Annotated in this window: 20 protein-coding genes; 15 read left to right on the forward strand and 5 right to left on the reverse strand. The window is 54.5% G+C overall.

The features are described from left to right. Positions 1-55 precede the first annotated feature (55 nt). From trpE to trpC, 4 genes are all read left to right on the forward strand, one after another. Entirely contained in the window at positions 56-1,543 is a 1,488-nt protein-coding gene (gene trpE / locus Q4501_RS04510; protein WP_303594579.1) for an anthranilate synthase component I, read from the forward strand. A gap of 15 nt (positions 1,544-1,558) precedes the next feature. Beyond that, positions 1,559-2,140, forward strand: a complete 582-nt coding sequence (locus Q4501_RS04515) for an aminodeoxychorismate/anthranilate synthase component II (RefSeq protein ID WP_303594581.1) — start codon at positions 1,559-1,561, stop codon at positions 2,138-2,140. Positions 2,141-2,153: 13 nt separating this feature from the next. Further along, positions 2,154-3,182, forward strand: a complete 1,029-nt coding sequence (trpD, locus tag Q4501_RS04520) for an anthranilate phosphoribosyltransferase (RefSeq protein WP_303594582.1) — start codon at positions 2,154-2,156, stop codon at positions 3,180-3,182. Positions 3,183-3,342: 160 nt separating this feature from the next. Then, on the forward strand, positions 3,343-4,158 hold the full coding sequence (gene trpC, locus Q4501_RS04525; protein ID WP_303594583.1) for an indole-3-glycerol phosphate synthase TrpC: 816 nt from the start codon (positions 3,343-3,345) through the stop codon (positions 4,156-4,158). A gap of 45 nt (positions 4,159-4,203) precedes the next feature. On the opposite strand, the gene Q4501_RS04530 is transcribed toward trpC, so the two are convergent. Beyond that, positions 4,204-4,812, reverse strand: a complete 609-nt coding sequence (locus tag Q4501_RS04530) for a DUF4202 domain-containing protein (RefSeq protein ID WP_303594584.1) — start codon at positions 4,810-4,812, stop codon at positions 4,204-4,206. Between the two features lie 95 nt (positions 4,813-4,907). On the opposite strand from Q4501_RS04530, the gene Q4501_RS04535 reads away from it, so the two are divergent. After that, positions 4,908-6,071 (forward strand): GGDEF domain-containing protein, encoded by a 1,164-nt coding sequence (locus Q4501_RS04535; RefSeq protein ID WP_303594585.1) that lies wholly within the window; start codon positions 4,908-4,910, stop codon positions 6,069-6,071. A gap of 41 nt (positions 6,072-6,112) precedes the next feature. On the opposite strand, the gene Q4501_RS04540 is transcribed toward Q4501_RS04535, so the two are convergent. After that, on the reverse strand, positions 6,113-6,730 hold the full coding sequence (locus tag Q4501_RS04540; RefSeq protein ID WP_303594586.1) for a glutathione S-transferase family protein: 618 nt from the start codon (positions 6,728-6,730) through the stop codon (positions 6,113-6,115). Between the two features lie 341 nt (positions 6,731-7,071). Between Q4501_RS04540 and Q4501_RS04545 the strand changes: the two genes are divergently transcribed. From Q4501_RS04545 to Q4501_RS04560, 4 genes are all read left to right on the forward strand, one after another. Beyond that, positions 7,072-8,043: an ABC transporter substrate-binding protein gene (locus Q4501_RS04545; protein WP_303594587.1), complete on the forward strand. Its 972-nt coding sequence runs from the start codon at positions 7,072-7,074 to the stop codon at positions 8,041-8,043. A 118-nt stretch (positions 8,044-8,161) separates the two neighbouring features. Further along, positions 8,162-9,196, forward strand: a complete 1,035-nt coding sequence (locus tag Q4501_RS04550; RefSeq protein ID WP_303594589.1) for a proline/glycine betaine ABC transporter permease — start codon at positions 8,162-8,164, stop codon at positions 9,194-9,196. Positions 9,197-9,205: 9 nt separating this feature from the next. Further along, positions 9,206-10,264 carry an ATP-binding cassette domain-containing protein gene (locus tag Q4501_RS04555; RefSeq protein ID WP_303594591.1) on the forward strand — a complete coding sequence of 353 codons (1,059 nt, stop codon included), beginning with the start codon at positions 9,206-9,208 and terminating at the stop codon, positions 10,262-10,264. A gap of 109 nt (positions 10,265-10,373) precedes the next feature. Beyond that, positions 10,374-11,213 carry an ABC transporter substrate-binding protein gene (locus tag Q4501_RS04560; RefSeq protein WP_303594593.1) on the forward strand — a complete coding sequence of 280 codons (840 nt, stop codon included), beginning with the start codon at positions 10,374-10,376 and terminating at the stop codon, positions 11,211-11,213. Here Q4501_RS04560 and Q4501_RS04565 read toward each other — a convergent pair. Further along, positions 11,183-12,160: an META domain-containing protein gene (locus tag Q4501_RS04565; protein ID WP_303594595.1), complete on the reverse strand. Its 978-nt coding sequence runs from the start codon at positions 12,158-12,160 to the stop codon at positions 11,183-11,185. The genes Q4501_RS04560 and Q4501_RS04565 overlap by 31 nt on opposite strands. A 175-nt stretch (positions 12,161-12,335) precedes the next feature. On the opposite strand from Q4501_RS04565, the gene Q4501_RS04570 reads away from it, so the two are divergent. The 4 genes from Q4501_RS04570 to modC all read left to right on the forward strand — a co-directional run bounded on the left by Q4501_RS04570 (position 12,336) and on the right by modC (position 15,761). Beyond that, the gene (locus tag Q4501_RS04570; protein ID WP_303594597.1) at positions 12,336-13,076 is read left to right on the forward strand and encodes a glutathione S-transferase family protein; all 741 of its coding nucleotides are present in this window, start codon (positions 12,336-12,338) and stop codon (positions 13,074-13,076) included. Between the two features lie 141 nt (positions 13,077-13,217). Beyond that, positions 13,218-13,985 carry a molybdate ABC transporter substrate-binding protein gene (gene modA, locus Q4501_RS04575; RefSeq protein WP_303594598.1) on the forward strand — a complete coding sequence of 256 codons (768 nt, stop codon included), beginning with the start codon at positions 13,218-13,220 and terminating at the stop codon, positions 13,983-13,985. A 19-nt stretch (positions 13,986-14,004) separates the two neighbouring features. Next, a complete protein-coding gene (modB, locus tag Q4501_RS04580) occupies positions 14,005-14,682 on the forward strand; it encodes a molybdate ABC transporter permease subunit (RefSeq protein ID WP_303594600.1) in 678 nt (225 codons plus the stop codon). Next, positions 14,682-15,761 carry a molybdenum ABC transporter ATP-binding protein gene (modC, locus tag Q4501_RS04585; RefSeq protein WP_303594601.1) on the forward strand — a complete coding sequence of 360 codons (1,080 nt, stop codon included), beginning with the start codon at positions 14,682-14,684 and terminating at the stop codon, positions 15,759-15,761. The genes modB and modC overlap by 1 nt, the downstream gene beginning before the upstream one ends. A 32-nt stretch (positions 15,762-15,793) precedes the next feature. Here modC and crp read toward each other — a convergent pair whose 3' ends face one another. After that, positions 15,794-16,435: a cAMP-activated global transcriptional regulator CRP gene (crp, locus tag Q4501_RS04590; RefSeq protein ID WP_096783948.1), complete on the reverse strand. Its 642-nt coding sequence runs from the start codon at positions 16,433-16,435 to the stop codon at positions 15,794-15,796. A gap of 267 nt (positions 16,436-16,702) precedes the next feature. Between crp and Q4501_RS04595 the strand changes: the two genes are divergently transcribed. Beyond that, positions 16,703-17,125, forward strand: coding sequence for an OsmC family protein (locus tag Q4501_RS04595; protein ID WP_303594605.1), 423 nt, complete (start codon positions 16,703-16,705; stop codon positions 17,123-17,125). Between the two features lie 171 nt (positions 17,126-17,296). After that, the gene (speD, locus tag Q4501_RS04600) at positions 17,297-18,091 is read left to right on the forward strand and encodes an adenosylmethionine decarboxylase (RefSeq protein WP_303594607.1); all 795 of its coding nucleotides are present in this window, start codon (positions 17,297-17,299) and stop codon (positions 18,089-18,091) included. Between the two features lie 45 nt (positions 18,092-18,136). Here speD and Q4501_RS04605 read toward each other — a convergent pair whose 3' ends face one another. Continuing rightward, complete coding sequence (locus Q4501_RS04605; RefSeq protein ID WP_303594608.1) at positions 18,137-19,003, reverse strand: phosphoribulokinase; 867 nt, start codon at positions 19,001-19,003, stop codon at positions 18,137-18,139. Positions 19,004-19,009: the final 6 nt, after the last annotated feature.

Genomic DNA, 19,009 nt, shown 5'->3' on the forward strand with positions numbered 1-19,009 from the left:
GCCAGCATTAACATGGGCCGGCCGTAACGCAGATCAGATTTCAGGAAACCCGACCATGACCTTCGAACAATTCCGCAAGCTGGCACAGGCTGGCTTCAACCGAATCCCCGTGTACCGTGAAGTTCTAGCGGACATGGACACCCCTTTGAGCACCTACCTCAAACTGGCCAGTGGACCATACTCGTATCTGTTTGAGTCGGTACAAGGCGGTGAAAAATGGGGCCGGTATTCCATTATTGGCCTGCCCAGTCAGGAAGTGCTGAAAGTCTACGACCATCGCGTAGAGATCCGCCAGCACGGGGAACTTGTGGAAACCGCGGAAGTGGACGACCCGCTGGCCTTTGTTGCAGGCTACCAGGAACGCTTTAACGCCCCAGACCTCGAGGAGCTCCCGCGCTTCAATGGCGGCCTGGTGGGTTATTTCGGCTACGACACAGTGCGCTACATCGAAAAACGCCTTGCAGCCACCTGCCCTCCTGATCGCATTGGCACGCCCGACATATTATTGATGGTATCCAATGAACTGGTTGTGTTCGACAACTTGCGCGGCAAACTGCACCTGATAGTACACGTCGACCCCACCGACGAGGGGGGTTACGAACAGGCCCAGCGAAGACTCGACGAGCTCGAACAACAACTGCACCGGCAAACCGCCAACGCTCCGCAAACCCCGGCGCACCTGCGCGGCAAAACGGTAGATGAAAGCGAATTTGTGTCGGGCTTCAGCCAGGAAAAATTCGAGGCTGCTGTCGATAAAATCAAAGACTACGTGTTGGACGGTGACGTGATGCAAACCGTCATCTCCCAGCGTATGTCGATCCCCTTCGAAGCCCCACCGCTGAACCTGTACCGCTCGCTCCGAGTACTCAACCCGTCTCCCTACATGTATTACCTGGACCTGGACGATTTCCACATCGTTGGCTCGTCGCCGGAAATTCTGGCGCGCATGGAAGACCGCGAAGTTACCGTCCGCCCTATCGCCGGAACCCGCAAGCGCGGCGCTACCGAGGCAGAAGACCGAGCACTGGAAGCCGAGCTGCTGGCCGATCCGAAAGAGATCGCCGAGCACCTTATGCTTATTGACCTGGGCCGCAACGACGCAGGCCGCGTATCCGAAACCGGCACCGTGCGGCTGACCGAAAAAATGGCCGTCGAGCGATACTCCCACGTAATGCACATAGTGTCTAACGTAACCGGCCGGGTGAAAGACGGCACCAGCTGTCTCGACGTACTGAAAGCCACCCTGCCGGCCGGCACCCTCAGTGGCGCTCCGAAAACCCGGGCCATGGAAATCATTGACGAACTGGAACCGGTAAAACGTGGCGTTTATGGTGGTGCGGTTGGTTACCTCTCGTTCAATGGCAACATGGACACAGCTATCGCCATTCGGACCGCCGTTATCAAAGACAAAACGCTGCACATACAGGCTGGTGCGGGTATCGTCGCCGACTCGGTGCCTCGACTTGAGTGGAAGGAAACCATGAACAAGGGCCGCGCTATCTTCCGAGCAGTGGCCATGACCTATAACGATTTTGACCACTGAGGCGAGGGAAACATCATGCTATTAATGATCGACAACTACGATTCCTTCACCTACAACGTGGTGCAGTATCTCGCGGAACTGGGCGCCGACGTTCAGGTGCACCGCAACGACGAAATCACTGTGGAACAGATCGAAGCCCTGAACCCGGAGCGGCTCGTGATTTCACCCGGGCCCTGCACACCGAAGGAGGCCGGAGTTTCCACAGAAGTCATCCGGCACTTTGCAGGCAAGATCCCCATCCTGGGCATCTGCCTTGGCCACCAGGCCATTGGCCAGGTTTTCGGCGGTAATATCATACGTGCCGGGCGCGTCATGCATGGCAAAGTGTCTCCCGTTTTCCACAACGACACGGGGGTGTTCCGCGGCCTCAGCAATCCCTTGCAGGCCACCCGATACCATAGCCTGGTAATTGAACAAGCCAGCTTGCCGGAATGCCTGGAAATGACCGCCTGGACTCGCAACAGCGACGGCAGCGTGGAAGAAATCATGGGCGTGCGCCACAAGACCCTGGCCATCGAAGGGGTACAGTTCCACCCGGAATCGATCATGAGCGAACAGGGTCACGAACTGCTGCGCAACTTCCTGCGAACCCAATAAAAAGGCAAGACCAATGAACATGAAAGACGCACTTAACCGGGTGGCCGAAAACCTGGACATGTCCCGGGAAGAAATGAAAAGTGTGATGCGCATTGTCATGAACGGCGAGGCGACCGACGCTCAGATCGGTGCCCTGCTCATGGGCCTGCGCATCAAAAGCGAAACCGTTGACGAAATCACCGGTGCCGTGGAGGTCATGCGCGAACTGGTTTCCGGCGTAACCATTAAAGCCGAACCATTGGTTGATATCGTAGGCACTGGTGGCGATGGCTCCAACCTGTTCAACGTTTCTTCAGCCTCGGCTTTTGTGGTTGCAGCGGCTGGCGGCTTTGTGGCCAAGCATGGTAACCGTGCGGTTTCCTCCAAAAGCGGCAGCGCCGACCTGATTGAACAGGCCGGCATCAACCTCAACCTGACGCCGGAACAGGTCGCCCGCTGCGTAGAGCAGATTGGAGTCGGCTTCATGTTTGCCCCGGCCCATCACGGCGCCATGAAGCACGCCGTAGGCCCACGCAAGGAAATGGGTTGCCGCACCCTTTTCAACATTCTCGGCCCCATGACCAATCCTGCGGGCGTTAAACGCCAACTTCTGGGTGTATTCAGTAAAGCCCTCTGCCGCCCTATGGCAGAAGTGCTGCAAAAACTCGGCTCTGAACACATCATGGTAGTAGCATCCAACGATGGTCTCGACGAAATCAGCCTCGCCAGCGCCACTCATGTAGCTGAACTTAAAAATGGCGAGATCACCGAATATGACATCACCCCGGAAGACCTGGGTATTAAAAGCCAGAGCCTTGTAGGCTTGTCTGTAAACAATGCCGAAGACTCCCTGAATCTGATCAAAGCCGCCTTCGGCCGCGGCCACGATGACATGGCGGAAAAAGCCCGGGACCTGATCGCTCTCAACGCAGGCGCAGCTATTTACGTATCCGGCCTGGCGCCAACAGCTAAAGCAGGCGTGGAAATGGCCCTGGACGCCATGGGATCCGGTCTTGCCGCGGGCAAACTGGCGGAATTGGCAGATTTTTCACACTGCTTCTGAGCAGATAAAGCCAGCACCCAAACATGAGAGCCTGCCGGTAGTCGCCTCTCAAAACTGTCTGCAGCCAAGGATGGCTGCAGCCAAGCCCTACAAGGACGTATTAACGGGCGTGTTTTGAGAGGCGACTACCGGCAGGCTCAAGCACGGAATCAGACTGAAAATGGCTATGCAAAACGACAAAACCCCCACCATTCTGCGCAAGATCGTAGAAAGAAAGTGGGAAGAAATAGGCGCCCGGAAACGCACAACAAGCCTGGAAGATCTCAAAGCCAAATCCGGCGACCAGCCCGGCACCCGCGGCTTTACCAATGCTCTGCGTCAGCGCATCGAAGTGGGCACTCCAGCAGTCATTGCCGAAATTAAAAAAGCCTCACCCAGTAAAGGCATACTCCGCGACCCCTTTGAGCCCGCCAAAATCGCAGAAAGCTACGAGGAGGGCGGTGCCGCTTGCTTATCAGTGCTTACTGACCACGATTTCTTCCAGGGCCATGAGGACTACCTGATTGCTGCACGCAATGCCTGCAGCCTGCCGGTTATCCGCAAGGACTTTATGGTAGCGCCCTATCAGGTCTATGAAGCGCGCACTATCGGCGCCGACTGCATACTCCTGATTGCCGCCTGCCTTACCAAAGACCAAATGCAGGAACTGGAAGGCATAGCACACGAAACAGGTATGGACGTACTGGTAGAAGTGCACAATAGCGAAGAAATGGACGAAGCATTAACGCTGAGCACACCCTTGGTGGGCATCAATAACCGCGACCTGCACAGCTTCGACGTTTCTCTGGACACCACTTTTAACTTGCACCAACGCATAGGTCCAGAGCGCATGGCGATTACCGAAAGCGGCATCATGAGCCGTGCCGACGTGGAAGCCATGACAGGCCGGGGCATCTATGGTTTTCTGGTGGGCGAATCCTTTATGCGCGCAGCAAATCCCGGAGAGAAGTTGCAGGAACTCTTTTTCCCCAGCTAACTTAACCCTGGGCAAAATCAGACATAAAGCCGAGGCCTGCGCAGGTCAGGCGGGATCCGTCAGAGCCTCTTGCATCAACAGCTGCAAATGCTCTGGCAGCTTTGACGACAACGCCAGCGCCTGCTCATGGGCGCGGGGCGACATTTTACCCCAGGTGCGACGCACGATCCTCAGCCACTTCTCCCGCTCGTACTCCGCGTTATCGGCATAGAACTGTGCAAAGTATTTTTCCAGGAACACCATGCAGGCAACATCTTCGAGCAGCTGGGTGTCCGCGTCTTTGCGCAGCTCTCGCTTGGTCAGAATCACCTCTACCCGCTTGCATTCACTTTCTGGATATCCGCAGTCCGCCATAATTTCGGCCGCCCTGCGGCCATGCATTCGCCCACAGGCCTGACGCCATTCATAATAGGACTTCCTGCCTTCCGGGTAATCGCTGCGGGGCATTTTCCAGCGCTCGAGATGCTGTGCACGACAGGCGATCTGCATCCGCTCCGAAGGCGCAGGCTCCAGCTCATACAACCATCGTGTCATGTGCAGGCTATAAACGTACTCTCTGGGCAAGTGCTCATCGGCCATAATCGCCATATTGGGATCTGCGCGATTTGCACTGTCGATCGCATCCAGAGCACATTTCACAGATGCACACTTCATACTGTCTCCTTTTGCGACACAATTACCTTCAAGGGTTATTGTGTCTGGGGTCATATTGACTGATGATTATAACTACTGGCAGCCGGATCAAGAGCATGTTGAGATTTTCAGGCCTCAAACCGCCAAACAAAAAGGTACCACCCAAATGGCTGCCCGCCTATGAGGAATACATACGGACTGTAGAGGGACAAGTCGCCGTTATTGCGGCCTGGGTACTTCTGGTCACCGTGATCTTCTATCAGTTCTCACATGAACTGCGTCTTGCGCACCACCCGGACCTCTGGTTAACGGAGTTTTGTCTCCGGATACCAGTTCTGCTGGCCGCTTCATTAACTTTGCTCTCCCACTACGCCAGCAAACCCTTGTGCCAGAACCGCCACCTACTCAGAGGCATGGGGGTTTCAGTAATGGTCATGATACTTGGACTGTTTCTGATTCACTATAACGGACGAACAGCCGATACCTATCAGATAACCAACGGCATGGTTATAAGCTTTTTCGGGGTAGCCATTCTTTCGGTACGAGGCTCAAGAGAGTGGTGGCTAATGTTCGCACTGCCCATGACAGTCTTTGCGCTGGTGGCCCGGACGCAGGGCCTGGCACTTTCAGAACTGCTGCCCTTCTTGTTTGACCCCCTGGTCATGATGATCATTGGCATGGTGACAAGCGAGGCATTGAGGCAACTTCGGGAGGGTGAGTTTCTGGCCCGCCAGCAGCTCCGGGAGCAGGCAACCACCGACCAACTGACCGGGCTTCTGAATCGCAGGGCCATGCATACCTTGCTGGAACAAGAGCATTCCCGCGCGCAACGCTACGGCACTACACACAGCCTGATTCTTGGGGATCTCGACCGATTCAAACGAGTGAATGATCGTTACGGGCACGATATTGGCGATGCCGTGCTGAAAGAAACTGCACGAAAGCTGAACGGCCATATGCGAGCTCAGGACGTTCTATGCCGATGGGGTGGCGAGGAAGTTCTGATTCTGTTGCCGGAAACCGACTTGGAAGGCGCCATACATCTGGCTGAAAAACTCCGCGTCGCTATCGCCGAAGAGCCCATGCATGCCGGCGAACACCTGATACCCCAGACCATCAGCCTTGGAGTCACTAGTTGCCGGGGGCGAAACGACATTGAAAACGCCATCAAACGGGCTGACGAGGCTCTCTATAAGGCAAAAGACGGTGGCCGTAACCGAACAGAGGCTATCGCGCCACCACTCTCCGAGCATGCTTTACCAGCTCACCAGGGCATATAGCGCATCAATCCAGTGACCGGGATACCAATCCATCTTTATGATCAGACCTGCGCCGATGGCCGCGCCTTGATGCGGTCATACCATGCCTGAAGGTTCGTATGTTCAGGGTGGATGCGAATACTTACTACCCGTGCGAACGCAACCGTTGTAAATGCATTGATGTCAGCAGCAGTAAAGCGATCGCAACAAATGTAGTCCCGATCGGCAAGGTGATTATCGAGAAACGCCATGAATTTGGTGACGCTCTTTCCGCAATCCTCGCCCCACTCTTTGATGGGATTCATCCGATCTTTGAAATAACCGCTGGTATGCTGAAAGCACATGCCTGTCGGCATAAAGAAGTAGAACTCGACCCACCTGACCCATTGCTCGATCAAAGCTTTCTCTACCGGAGTATCTCCCAGAAGTGTGGGGGCTTCGGGGTAGTTTTCTTCGAAGTAGCGGCAGATGGCCATGGTCTCTGAGATACAGGTTCCGTCATCCAGCTCCATAACCGGTACTTTTTTCATCGGGTTACGTGCTTTGTACTCCGGCGTAAGGTTCTCACCTTTCTGCAGGTCAATTTCTATGAATTCGGCCTTCTCAAGCAAGCCTTTCTCTGCCATGAACATGCGTACGCGTCGAGGATTCGGTGCGGTTTTTGTTTCGAAAATCTTCATTTTTATCAGCTCCGTTCCAGATAATTCAGGATGGCTCAAGGTAACAACCCAAAGAGACTGGCCCGAAAAAAGGGTTGCGTCAAGCAACTGGGCAGAAGCCTCAAAAGCTATCTCGATACGTCTGCAAAAACGGCCCATTTTCGTTAAAACCTTGTAACTCAGCTCAGGATCCTTATGCTAAAAGTTAAGCGTTAACCGAGATAAGCCGTTTTGCCCTATTTACAGTACTACCAGAACACTGCAAACCAGAGAGCCTTTTCCGGTTACCTCATATCAGTATTACAAAAACCAGCAAAACCACTGATACCAGAATTCACCAACCCTCGAACGGAGAAGTGACTATGCGAAAGCTTACGTCAGCCGCACTGCTATGTGCGCTATCAGTGCCCGCCATGGCACAGGCCAACACCTGTGGTGAAGTATCCATCACAGAAATGAACTGGGCCTCCAATACAGTGGTCACCAACGTAGCCAAATTTATTATGGAACAGGGTTATGGCTGCGATGTGTCGGTTATACCCTCAGACACAGTGCCTGCTGTAACGTCTGTTGCGGAAAACGGCGAGCCGGACATTGTCACCGAATTGTGGCTGAACTCAGCTGGCGAGGCCTACCTGCGCCTTGAAGAAGAAGGCAAGATTGAACGGCTAGCCAAAGTGCTGGATCCCGGCGGTGTTGAAGGCTGGTGGATTCCCACCTATCTGGCAGAAAAACACCCTGAACTAAAAACTATCGAAGGCGTGATGGCTAACCCCGAGTTGGTGGGCGCGCGTTTCAACAACTGCCCTGACGGATGGGGCTGCAGAGTTGTCAACGACAACCTGGTTCGCGCTCTGGACCTGGAAGAGTCCGGCATCAAGGTCTTTAACCATGGCTCTGGTGAGACTCTCGCTTCTTCAATGGCGTCCGCCGTCCAGGATGAAGAGCCCTGGTTTGGCTACTACTGGGGTCCGACCGTGCCTCTGGGCAAATACGATATGACACGAGTGGAGCTGGGCGAGTACAAGCAAGAGGTTCACCAGAAGAATCAGACTGCTAACGCGGACAACCCGGGTGTATCCGAATTCCCCGCAGCGACTGTTCTTACCTCTGTTACCACCGACTTCAAGGAGCGTGAACCGGAAGTCACCGAGATGCTCAGCAACATGACCTTCAAGACGGACACCATGAGCTCACTTCTGGCATGGATGGACTCCAACAATGCATCCGCCGAAGAAGCTGCCGTCTATTTCCTGAGCAATAACCGGGATGAATGGTCCGACTGGCTAAACGAAGACGCCAGGAAGAAGCTCGCAGCTCTTCTTGAAAACTGATCGACCCTCCCTGGCCCGGGGCAGCATCAACAATGATCTGCCCCGGGCACGCCCGATAGTAATAGCAACTGATTTCGATGGCGCATGGCCACCCATGCGCACAAGAGGCTGAACACTAATGGCAACCTACGATTCCCTTTTTTCGGCACTGGGGTTAAAAGAATGGTGCGCGGAAGGTAAATCAGACGGCCCGATGTCGATGGCTGACCTGCTCGCTAAAACCAAGGGCAGCGATGCAGAGCCGGAATCTCTGTGGGACCTTCCTTTCCCGTCCATGGACACGCTCAATGAATCCTGCGCCGCCTTCCCGCAATCGCGGGAACTCACCAAAGGTCTGGAACAGGGTTTTCTTGCAATAAAAGACAATCTCAGCCTGGTGCTTGACCCACTGACCCAGCCGCTGAGCTGGTTTCTGGATAGCGCCCTCTACGGCATGTTGAACACGCCTTGGTGGATTGTCATCCCGCTCATGCTAGCGATTGTTTTTGTGGTCACCAAATCCTGGAAGCTGGTGCTGTTCGTGGGCGTCAGCATTGGTCTGTTGGCATTTATTGATTACTACGAATACGCCATGCAGACTCTCGCCATCATTTTTGTCTGCGCCTTTCTTTGTGTCCTGCTTGGAGTACCTATAGGTATCGCCATGGCCCGGAGTAACACCTTGCAACGGATAATGATTCCGGTGCTCGACATGCTGCAGACCTTACCGCCATTTGTGTACCTGATTCCGCTGATATTCCTGTTCAGCGTAACCGAGTCCAAGCTCTACGGCATCGCCATCATTCTCTATGCCATAGTACCCGTGGTGCGACTGACCAACCTTGGCATCCGGCTGGTCGATAAGGATGTCATTGAAGCGGCAGACGCCTTCGGCATGACGCCAAGGCAAAAACTGTTCAAGGTTCAGATCCCGCTTGCGCTGCCTAACATTATGGCCGGTGTAAACCAGACCATTATGATGAGCCTTGCCATGGTCGTAATCGCATCCCTGGTTTCGGCCCCAGGGCTGGGTGTTCTGGTACTTCGCGGGATCCGCAATCTGGAGCTTGGTGTCGGCCTGGTTTCCGGCCTCGGCATTGTGATTCTGGCCGTCATTCTTGACCGCGTAACCAAGGCTTCTCTGGCACGCATCAATGCCTCCCAAAAGCAGTGAGGACAGAACGTGGCGAACGATATTAAGATTTCGATCAAAAACCTTTACAAAATTTTCGGGCCAACGCCAGATGTGGCCCTCGAGTATGTAAAACGGGGCATGAACAAGGCTGATCTTCTGGACCAGCAAAACCATGTTCTGGGGCTGAGAGATATCAACGTGGATATCCTCGATGGCAAGATCACTGTCATCATGGGGCTTTCGGGCTCTGGAAAATCAACACTGATTCGGCATCTCAACCGCCTGATTGAGCCAACCGCTGGAGAAATCCGGCTCAATGGCAAAGATGTTCTGGAGCTGAATGAAGAGGAACTGCGCCAGCTGCGACGCGAACAAATGTCGATGGTGTTCCAGAAATTCGCGTTGCTGCCGCACAAAACCGTGCTCGAGAACGCCGGCATGGCTCTCAATATCCGCGGCTCCACCGTCGCGGACTTTGAGAAGGAAGCGGTAAAATGGCTTGCTCGGGTGGGGCTTGAGGGCAATGAAAACCAGTACCCGCATCAGTTATCCGGTGGCATGCAACAGAGGGTCGGTATCGCGCGTGCGCTGGTATCTAACTCCCCTATCATGCTGATGGATGAAGCCTTCTCTGCGCTGGACCCGCTGATCCGGTCCGACATGCAGGATTTGTTGCTGGAACTGCAGGATGAATTGCAAAAAACCATTGTGTTCATCACGCACGATCTGGACGAAGCACTGAAGCTGTCAGATCACTTGGTGATTCTCAAAGATGGCGAAGTGGTTCAGCAGGGGGACCCGCAGGACATTCTGCTCCATCCAAATGACCCCTATATCGTTGCATTCATAAACGATATAAATCGCGCACGAGTGCTTCGGGTTCGTTCTGTCATGAGCCGCAACCTTGATGAGGATACCGACTACGCAGGGGACGTTTCCGAGAAAGACAATCTGGAAGCAGTGCTCTCCCGCTCAGGTGGCGATACGAACCTCACATTCAGGGTGGTTCGCAACGGCGAGGCTGTAGGCAGCCTCAGTATGAAAGAGCTGACTCGCGCGCTGGTTCCAACAAACGCTTCCACCGCGAGCAATGCCAGCAAGAATTAATGAGGCACAGCCAATACAAAGATCCGAGCGTGAGCTAATATCTCAGTGCACGCTCGCCTTTGTAGCACCCTGGCAAGACTAATACAGCTTCATTCATGCGGCTTCAACCATGCTCCGAACGATCCTGATTGCATTGTTCCTTGGCCTCGCCGGTTGCTCACCACCAACGGAGCAGCCTGCCGAGAATCCTGCACAAGTAACTGGTCTATCGGATAATGCCCAGGCCGCAAGTCGGGACAAGTTTACCATTGTTATTGCCGGTGACTCCTGGTGCCCCTATAACTGCCTTGCTGAATCTGCCCGCGAAGGCTATTCCATAGACGTGGCGAGGGAGGTCTTCGCTTTAGCCGGATACACAATCAAATACCTCAATGTAAGCTGGGCCCGGGCCATTCAACTGGCCAGAGAAGGCCACATAGATGCAGTGGCCGTGGCGTTTACAGGAGATGCTCCTGACTTTGTTTTCCCCCAGGAGCCGATCGGCCTATCTCGAACACATTTTTATACCAATGCTGCGAGCCGGTGGGCGTACACGGGCATAGCCTCCCTGCAAGGCCAAACGCTGCTTGCGATTAATGGCTACTTCTACTCCCCGGAACTCGATGCTTACATCGCGCGTAACCTGAACGACCAGAATCGCGTCTGGATATTGTCCGGCCCAGCGCCGCTCAACCGCGCCATCAGCCTGCTTGATCAACACCGGGCAGATATTTATCTGGAGGATGAGCTTGTCATGAGCTGGGCATTACAAGCCCAAAGCGACCTGCCGCCGCCACGCGATGCCGGCGAGGTATACCAGGCTCCTGTCTTTATCGCGTTTTCCCCAGCCAACCCGGACGCTGCCGAGCTGGCCAGGGTGCTATCGGATGGCACCAGAGCAATGCGAAAATCAGGGCAGCTTGGTGACATTATGGCCAGCTACGGATTGCCCTTGTTTTCCGTTGACTGAAACGCCTTGATTTTTTCGCCACCGGACGTTGTCAGCACCAGTTCACCATGCTGGCCGATTGATGCCTGTTTCACATCTGCCATCAGCTCCAGAAAACGCTGCTCCTGATTCATCAAAGCCGGCGCACAAGCCATTCTCGTTGAAAACAAAGAACTGAAGCTGACGCCCTCAGCGGTAAGCTTATATTGCCCCCCGTAGCGATTACAGGAAGCCCGGCCTGCGAGACGGTTCTCATCAAGGAATTCGACGGTCATACGGGAGCTGTCAATAATGCCAGCGCCTGCCAGATCTTCCACAATCCATTCCACGCCCCGAAACAGGCGTTGCGGATCGCCACCACAACCCTCGTAAACTTCGCCGTTCAACTCAAGGCGAACCTGTGCCGGAAACTGGGAGCCCGACATAGTATCTTCACATAACTGACGAGCCACTTTGAGCGTCAACTCCTGGCCATCCAGCTCACCGCGGAATTCCCTGCCATGATGGTTAGCGGCAGTGGTTTCGACTGCAATCACCTCAGGCTCGGAAGTATCATCGAGACGGTTCAACACCAACTGCTGATGTGCTACACGCACATGCCAAAAGGGTTCATTACCGGTTGCCTCAAACGGCAGTTCCAAGGCTCCGGCCTGCAAACACTCAGGATAGCTCTGCCCTTTTACATTGAACAACGCCCGCTCGCCCTTGCTCCAGAAATAGGTCTCATCGTCATCCTGCGCCTGATAACGCGCACCGGAGGCGCTCACAGTCTGATTCAGCAAGAGACGGTTGCCCAGGTAATCAACAGCAAGTTGGTCGCCCTCTCCCAGAGTAGTGGTAACGACATCCAGCTGACCACACTGGTAGCTTTCTGAAACCACCGGGGTATCTGGCCCGGTAGCGCAAGCAGAGAGAAATAGCCCGCCAGTGACGACAACAGACGTTATCAGGATCCGCTGAAAAGACATGGACTCACCCCAAGGTAATCACGTGAATGTATGTCGGAATCTTATAGACAAGCCTCAATTAAAACCAATGGTTGGTGCCGCACCGATATTAAAATCACGCAACTCATACGGCCATGCTGCTTTTTATCCACTTAGCTCAGGGTTATGCTGAAGGCTATCAATAAGGAGGCACAGCATGGCTCTCAGGCTTTACCAGTTCGCCATATCCCACTACTGCGAGAAAGTCCGCTGGGCGCTGGACTACAAGAACCTCAGCTACGAAACCACGAACCTGCTGCCGGGGCAGCACATAAAAACCATGCAAAAGCTCACCAAAGGCGGGGGCGCGTCTGTACCAGTGCTAGAGCATGATGGTGAGATTATTCAGGGGTCGTCCAATATTCTGGACTACCTTGACAGAACCTTCCCCGACAAGCCGCTCACTCCGATAGAGGAACCAGCAAGAGCCCAGGCACTGGCATGGGAAAAACGTATGGATGAAGAAGCCGGGCCCGCTGTCCGCTGTTATTCGTATCATCATTTCCTGCAACGCCCGAAAGTCGTAGTGCCCTTACTGGCTGCCGGCACGCCCTTTTACAATCGAATACTGCTCAGCCTCGCATTTAGCCGGGTAAACGAGGTTATGCGGAAGTGGATGAAGATCAACGAAAAAACCGCCGGAGAATCCAGAGACGTGCTGGAAAGCCTGCTTACCGAGCTGGCCGAAGCCTACAGCCAGCAGCCCTTTCTGGCGGGTGACTCGTTCTCCCGCGCAGATCTGGCAGCCGCGGCGCTTTTTGCACCGCTGTTCCAACCAGAGGCTTACCCGGTACCCTGGCCCAAGCCAGCCCGAATACCCGGAGAAATTAAGGCCTGGCTCACCGATTGGCAGCCGCAACTGCAGGTGCTTGGCAAGGTCTACCAAAATTACCGGTAGCCCCCAACACGCTGTTTTCGCCCTGGAACCCACGGTGCAGATTCGAGTGGATGGCAGGGCTGTGGCGTGACTTCACCCAGGACAGGCTAACGGGATACCATCCCCACCGCTATATACAACCGGATACAGGGAAGCCAATGCATGCCCGAGATCAAAAAGCACTATCGCCAGTTGGTCACGCTATTTCTGTCGCTTGCGCTCAGCAGTGTTGTTCACGCCGCCGATGTGCGTGTAGCGGTGGCCGCTAATTTTACCGATACGACTCGTGATCTCATTGCCGCATTTGGTGCAAGCACTGGGCTAGAAGCAGTTGCAAGCTATGGCTCCACTGGCAAACTCTATGCGCAAATCGAAAACGGTGCGCCCTTCGATGTATTTCTTGCCGCTGACAGTCGGCGCCCCGAACTTATCGAGGAGAGTGGCCAGGGCGTAGCGGGCACCCGGTTCACATACGCCCGAGGCAAACTTGCGCTTTGGAGCCCTGTGCCCGAAACCTTCGAAGACCCGAAAACCTGGCTAAAGTCCGGAGACTTTGCCCGACTGGCCATTGCAAACCCCAGAACTGCACCTTATGGCCTCGCCGCCCAGGAGGTGCTTACCGGGCTGAATCTCTGGGAAGACCTGCAAGATCGCCTGGTACGCGGCGACTCCATTGCTCAGACCTTCCAGTTTGTCGCAACCACCAACGCCCAGTCCGGGTTCGTGGCACTTTCGCAGGTGCGCGCCTGGGAAGAGAAAGGCGGCTCACTCTGGCTGATTCCGCAATCCTACTATTCCCCCATCAATCAACAGGCTATTCTGCTAACCCGCAGTGAAAATAACGGCGCGGCGCACAAGTGGCTCGAGTTCCTGCGTGGCGACACAGCCAGAGGCATTATTGAGAAATTTGGCTACGAAACCGAAAACTAGGCAGTAACCGGCATACACCATGGACATATACTGGGAGCCCGTTTGGCTCACCCTGAAACTTGCAGGTTTGACCACCGTCGTGCTTCTGGTGGTGGGAACACCCATTGCCTGGTGGCTGGCCCGCAGTAAGCACTGGGTGAGGCAACCCATCGCGGCGATTGTCGCGCTGCCGTTGGTCTTGCCCCCCACGGTCCTCGGCTTCTACCTGCTCGTGCTTTTGGGGCCAAAAGGCATGGTTGGTCAGCTTACCGAGCAACTGGGGCTAAGCCTGTTGCCTTTCACTTTCGAGGGCCTGGTGGTCGCTTCGGTCATTTATTCCCTGCCCTTTACAGTTCAACCTCTGCAGAATGCTTTTGGCTCGATTAACCAACAACTTCTTGAGGTGGCATCGACGCTCCGGGCCTCGCCATGGGATCGCTTTTTCTCCATTGTAATTCCTCTGGCCCGGCCGGGATTTCTGACTGCCAGCGTGCTTACCTTTGCTCATACCATCGGCGAATTTGGCGTTGTTCTGATGATTGGCGGCAACATACCAGGTGAAACCAAGGTGCTCTCTGTGGCCATCTACGATCACGTGGAATCCCTGGAATACGCGCAGGCCCATTGGTTGTCCGCAGGTATGGTTGTGTTCTCCTTCGTCGTGCTCGTAACGCTTTATTCGCTCAATGGCCGGTTGCAACCAGGACTGGTGAAGTGATGGCCACACAAGGAATACAGGCGCGCTTCAGCTGCCAGTTCGGAACGTTTGCACTGAACGTTGACCTGGATCTACCGGGCAGCGGGCTTACCGCCCTGTTCGGGCATTCCGGCTGCGGAAAAACAACGCTGCTGCGCTGCATGGCTGGCCTGCAAGCGGCTGACGGCATCATGCGCGTTAACGGTGATGAGTGGCAGAGCGACTGCGGCAGCCGCCCTGTTCACCAACGCCCACTGGCTTACGTATTTCAGGAAACCAGCCTGTTCCCCCATCTCTCGGTAAAACGAAACCTGATGTACGGGTACAAGCGCATTCCGCAGAGCGAACGCCAGATAACCTTTGATCAAGCGGTTGCGTGGCTGGGCTTATCGCATCTACTCAGCCGCATGCCGGAAAAGCTTTCCGGCGGTGAGCGTCAGCGTGTGGCTATCGCACGGGCACTGCTGACCAGCCCTCGGCTCCTGCTGCTTGATGAGCCCTTGTCTGCCCTTGACCAGACCAGCAAACAGGAGATCATGCCCTATCTGGAAGCCTTGCGGGACAACCTGGCAATCCCCATGCTCTATGTTTCCCACTCGACGGCAGAAGTGGCGCGGCTTGCAGATCACATTGTGATGATGGATGGAGGACGCGTTGTCGCTGAAGGGCCTCTACAACAGATAATGGCGCGCACGGATCAACCCTTCGGCCTTGAGGAAGATGCTGGCGTGATTCTCGATGCGACCATCTCGGAATATGATGCACAGTGGCATTTGTGCCGGGCTGATTTTGCCGGCGGCAGTCTATGGGTAAGATCGGATGAAGGCTTACCAATCGGGCAGAAAATCCGTTTGCAGGTGCTTGCCAGAGATATCAGCCTGGCTCTGAGCGAGCAGACTGACCAGAGCATTCAGAACCTGCTGCCCGCAACCGTCGACGAGATAGCTTCCAATGTCAGCCCGGGAACCTCCATTGTGCGCCTGCTGGCAGGTCAAACTCCCTTTCTCTCACGACTAACGACACGGGCTGTACATACCCTTGCCATAAGACCCGGGCAACAGCTCTGGATGCAGGTAAAATCTGTGGCGATAGTTGATTAACAGGGCTCCCGAATCAGAAACCCCGAAACCACTCAGCGGGTACCGAAAACCACCATGGTTTTGCCCTTCACTCTTACAAGCCCTTGATCCTCAAGGGTTTTCAAAACCCGACCTACCATTTCTCGGGAACAGCCAACAATACGGCCGATTTCCTGGCGGGTGATTTTGATCTGCATGCCGTCAGGGTGTGTCATGGCATCAGGCTCCTTGCACAAATCCAGCAAGGTACGGGCAACCCGCCCGGTCACATCCAGGAAGGCCAGATCACCGACTTTACGCGTAGTCTGGCGCAACCGTGAGGCCATCTGTTCGCCAATAAAGTAGAGTACTCCGAGGTCCTGCTGGGCAATTTCGCGGAACTTGGGGTAGCTGATTTCAGCCACCTCACATTCAGTTTTCGCTTTCACCCAGGCACTGCGGGAATCCATGTTGTCGAACAACCCCATCTCACCAAAAAAATCTCCGGCATTGAGGTAGGCCATGATCATCTCACGGCCATCATCATCTTCAATAATGACCGTAACTGAGCCCTTGACGATGTAGAAAAGGGAATCGCTTTTGTCGCCCGCATAAATAATGGTGCTCTTGGCCGGGTACCGGCGGCGATGACATTGCGAAAGAAAATAATCGAGATGCTTGGTTTTCTGCTCAACCGGCTTGACGATAGTGGCCATGGTGCGAGTCGTGCCTCCTCAAATACTGACGGGTTCCAATGTTTTTTTATTCACCCGGCTTTCCCTGCGGGTTCATTTATTTTCGCTGCAAAACAGAGCAACTTATAACAAGAAGGTCTGCTTCGGGCAACTGGAAACAGTATACAAGATGTATCTGGATTCGGCTGTTACCGTCTGTCAGCAGGCCCGGGTTGTGCTAGCATCCGACTCCAACAGTTTATTTCAGGGCAGGCCGCCATCCGCCCTGCCCCAAAGGAGAAGCCCCTTATGAAAGCAACCATCGACTGGACAGGAAACGCCAGTTTTCGCGCAACCAGCGGTACCGGCCACTCAGTGCAACTGGACGGCCCGCCAGATCACGGGGGTGAAAACCTGGGGCCCCGGCCCATGGAATTACTGCTGATGGGGCTTGGGGGCTGTTCAGCATTTGATGTGATGAGCATCCTGAAAAAAAGCCGCCAGGACGTCACTGCCTGCCATGCCGAACTGGAAGCCGAACGGGCAGACGCAATCCCGTCGGTCTTCACGAAAATTCATCTTCATTTCGTTGTGACCGGACGTAACCTCAAGGAAAATCAGGTAAAACGCGCCGTTAGCCTGTCAGCCGAAAAGTACTGCTCCGCCTCGATCATGCTCGAGCAGGCAGGCGTGGAAATCAGCCACAGCCACGAAATCCGCGACGCGGAATAACCCCTGCCAGCAAGCACTATTCATCATAGGGCTCGGCGTGCATAATACCGCCCTTTCTCCGCCGGTCTGCGCAAAAGGTGAACAACCTGGTCAGTAGTCGGTGGCGGCCTATGCAGAGTGTGCAACAGACGCTCTGCCGACATTCATCTCCATAATGCGGAGGGGCTGAGCATGGAACCAAAACTCCAGTTGCACGGTTTCAACAACCTGACCAAATCTCTGAGCTTCAATATCTATGACATCTGTTACGCGCAGACCGAAGAGCAACGCGAAGCCTATATCGATTACATTGACGAGATGTATAACGCGGAGCGCCTTACGCAGATCCTGACTGATGTGGTCAAGATCATCGGTGCCAACGTTCTCAATATTGCTCGCCAGGATTACGAGCCCCATGGCGCATCAGTCACTATGCTCATTGCCGAGCATGAGCTGACCAGTGGCGAAGAGCCCGACAACGAAGAATCACCCGGCCCGCTTCCGGACACCATTGTGGCCCATCTGGATAAAAGCCACGTTACGGTGCACACCTATCCGGAGAGTCATCCGCACGAGGGCATAAGCACCTTCCGGGCTGACATCGATGTCTCCACCTGCGGTTTGATCTCGCCGCTGAAAGTTCTCAACTATCTGATCCACAGTTTCGATTCTGATGTGGTCACCGTTGACTACCGGGTTCGCGGTTTTACCCGGGATGTAGACGGCACCAAGCATTACATTGATCACGACATCAATTCGATTCAGAACTACCTGACCGAAGATACGCAGAACGCCTATCAGATGATCGACGTGAACGTTTATCAGGAAAACCTCTTTCACACCAAAATGATGCTGAAAGCGTTCGACCTGAATAACTATGTGTTCGGCGTGAATGCCGACGAGCTCGACCCACAGATAGCGCAATCAATCGAAGATCGGCTGCGCCGCGAAAAGCTGGAGATCTTCTACTCCCGAAACGTGGAATAACAGCTCAAGGCGAGGACTCGGCCGGGCCTTTGCCCGGCAAGGGAGTCAGGCAAACGATTTCTGGGCAATCAGGCGCTGCACCATGGGTCTTACGATCAGATCCATGGCCAGCGCCATTTTTGTGCCTGGAATAACCAGAGTGTCGTGGCGGGAAAGCGTACTGTTCTGTATAGCCTGCAACAGGTAGGAAAAATCTACGTCGGAGGCATCGCGGAACCGGATCACCAGCATGCTCTCATCCTCTGTGGGCACGTCCCGGACGACAAACGGGTTGGATGTATCCACCAGAGGAATGCGCTGGAAGTTGATATGAGTGTGTGAAAACTGGGGCACTATATCGTGAACGTAATCATCCATTCGGTTGATGATTGTTGCCACCACGGCTTCCTGACTGTAACCCCGCTGGTGGGTATCACGGTGTATTTTCTGAATCCACTCCAGATTCACAATGGGCACGACGCCGATCAGCAAGTCCACATACTGGGCGATATTGAACGCCTCACTTACAACGGCTCCGTGTAAGCCCTCATAAAAGAGCAGATCAGTATCCGGTTCCAGTGACCCCCAGGCCGTGAAGGTGCCTGGTTTATGCCCCTCAGCCTGCAGAGCACGATCCTCATCATGAACATACTGTCGATAGCGGCCATTGCCTGAATGGCCATAGTCGTAAAACAGGGCTTCAAGCTTATCTATATGGTTGGCGGCGAGCGCAAAATGGTTACGCTCGCCAAACTGTCCCTTGGCCGCCAACCGGGCCATCTGTTCACGGTTATAGCGGTGAAAACTGTCACCACTGACCATGGCAGCCGAGACCCCCTCACCGGCAAACATGCGTCGGAATATTTGGCCGGTGGTGCTTGTACCAGCACCGGATGAGCCGGTAACCGCAATAATAGGGTGACGTTTTGACATAACTGA

This window comes from Marinobacter sp. 2_MG-2023 (genome assembly GCF_030546935.1).
Classification (GTDB): domain Bacteria; phylum Pseudomonadota; class Gammaproteobacteria; order Pseudomonadales; family Oleiphilaceae; genus Marinobacter.